The organism is Kitasatospora sp. Root107 (assembly GCF_001424875.1).
GTDB lineage: Bacteria > Actinomycetota > Actinomycetes > Streptomycetales > Streptomycetaceae > Kitasatospora.
In genome coordinates, this window is record NZ_LMCT01000068.1 from 1 (window position 1) to 1,670 (window position 1,670).

A 1,670-nucleotide genomic window follows, 5' to 3' on the forward strand; every position below is an offset into this window, starting at 1 on the left:
CGACTACAAGGTGATGCCGAAGTACGTCGTCTCCACCACCCTCACCGAGGACGACCTGGTGTCGAACTGGGGCGAGACCACGATCCTGCGCTCGCTCGAGGAGGTCGCCGCACTGAAGGAGACCGAGGGCGGCCCGATCATCGTCCACGGCAGCGCCACGCTGAACCACGCCCTCTCGGACGCCGGCCTGATCGACCGTTACCACCTGCTGGTCTTCCCGCTGCTGCTCGGCGCGGGCAAGCGCCTGTTCAGCACCACGGACAAGGACACCCAGAAGCTGAAGCTGGTCGAGCACGAGGTCTACGCCAACGGTCTGCAGAAGAACGTCTTCGACGTCGTCCGCTGACCGGGCGAGCCCGACGTACACAACACTCCTGTCGAGCGGCACCAAAGAGTGCAGTCGGCATGTCTGTGAGCTGGGGACTGCACTCTTCTGGGCGGTGATTTTTCGCGCTGCTGGCGCACGGAAGAGTGCAGTGTGGACGTCTTCGCTCTGGTCTGCGCTGGGTGGCAGTTACGGAGCGTGCTCCAGCGCGGGGAGGGGCAGTGCGGTTCTCCGGGTCAGCTGGCCTCGCGTTCGTCCTCGTCCGGGTGCTGCTGCTGGGGTGTTGCCGGGGGTTCGGGTTCCTGGTGGGGCGTGCTGTTGTAGGCGGTCTGGGCGTGTTCGTTGATTTCGATGCGGTTCATGACCGTCCGGGTGATCGCCTCGGTGCCGGTCATAACAGCTTCGGCGGCGGATTCGCGGATGAGCTCGGCGAGGGAGCTGATGTTGCCCTCGGTGCGCTGGCGGAGGTACTTCCAGTCGCGCTTGAGGGAGCCTGGCTTGTGGCGGTAGAGGACGAGGGCGTCTTCCATGGCGCTGATCACGCTGACCCAGTCCTGCTTGTCCTCAAGGGTGGCGAAGGTGAAGGGCTGCATGTGGATCAGCGCGTTGCGGCCTGATGTCTGGGTGACGCGGGAGCCGCCGGTGCCTTCGAGGAACAGGCCGGAGTGCTTCAGGTCGACGCCGGTGTAGATGAACGTCGCGGCGGTGTGGTTGGCGATGTACTTCAGGTGGTCGTTGACGACCTTGCCTTCCTTGAGCGAGAGGTCCATGAAGTGCGCGTCGTCGATGATCACCAGCTGGACACCGCAGCGGTCCATCTCGGCCAGGAGACGGTTGGTGATGGCGCTCTTGGTGGCGCCGGTCCGGTACGGCATGCCCATGTAGTCCGCGAGGGCCACGGATAGGTCCTTGGGAGTGGCCTGGGAGGGGATGTTGACGTAGACGACCGGGGTGTAGTCGATGGTGTGGGTCTCAGAGACACCCCGCCGCGAAGAGCCGTCGAGTGGCTGCGGGGCAGACCAAGCGAGCTTCCCTTCACCGCCGACCTGCGAATACAGCGGATCATCAGCCACCGCGTCAGGATCGAGGACATGGCCTACGGCCCCTGGAACCACGCAACAGCCCACCTGCACGCCGCGTTCACTGCCGAACTGCTGATCCCGCCGTTCGGCCCGCTGCCCGATTGGCCTCATGTATTCAGCTGGGATTGTGAACTGACGCCACGACAGCAAAAGGGTGCCTCCCACCTGCAATGCCAGTGAGTTAGGCCGTTCTCGCAGGTGGGGAGGGGGGCCAGGTGACCCTGAGTGAGTAACTGACGTTGCTGGGAGGGCGTGACTGGTCC

General features: G+C 64.6%; 3 protein-coding genes. 2 read left to right on the plus strand and 1 reads right to left on the minus strand.

The features are described 5' to 3' along the window. The coding region (locus ASC99_RS33420) for a dihydrofolate reductase family protein (protein ID WP_162257952.1) at positions 1–346 on the plus strand (346 nt) is incomplete at its 5' end. Positions 347–561: 215 nt separating this feature from the next. Here ASC99_RS33420 and ASC99_RS33425 read toward each other — a convergent pair. Beyond that, positions 562–1,398, minus strand: coding sequence for a TniB family NTP-binding protein (locus ASC99_RS33425; protein WP_235502718.1), 837 nt, complete (start codon positions 1,396–1,398; stop codon positions 562–564). 18 nt (positions 1,399–1,416) lie between these two features. On the opposite strand from ASC99_RS33425, the gene ASC99_RS41540 reads away from it, so the two are divergent. Beyond that, a complete protein-coding gene (locus ASC99_RS41540) occupies positions 1,417–1,587 on the plus strand; it encodes a hypothetical protein (protein ID WP_235502717.1) in 171 nt (56 codons plus the stop codon). Positions 1,588–1,670 lie beyond the last annotated feature (83 nt).

Coding starts and splice junctions, on each gene's coding strand:
- ASC99_RS41540 (WP_235502717.1), top strand. CDS start 1,417: ATGGCCTACGGCCCCTGGAACCACGCAACAGCCCACCTGCACGCCGCG.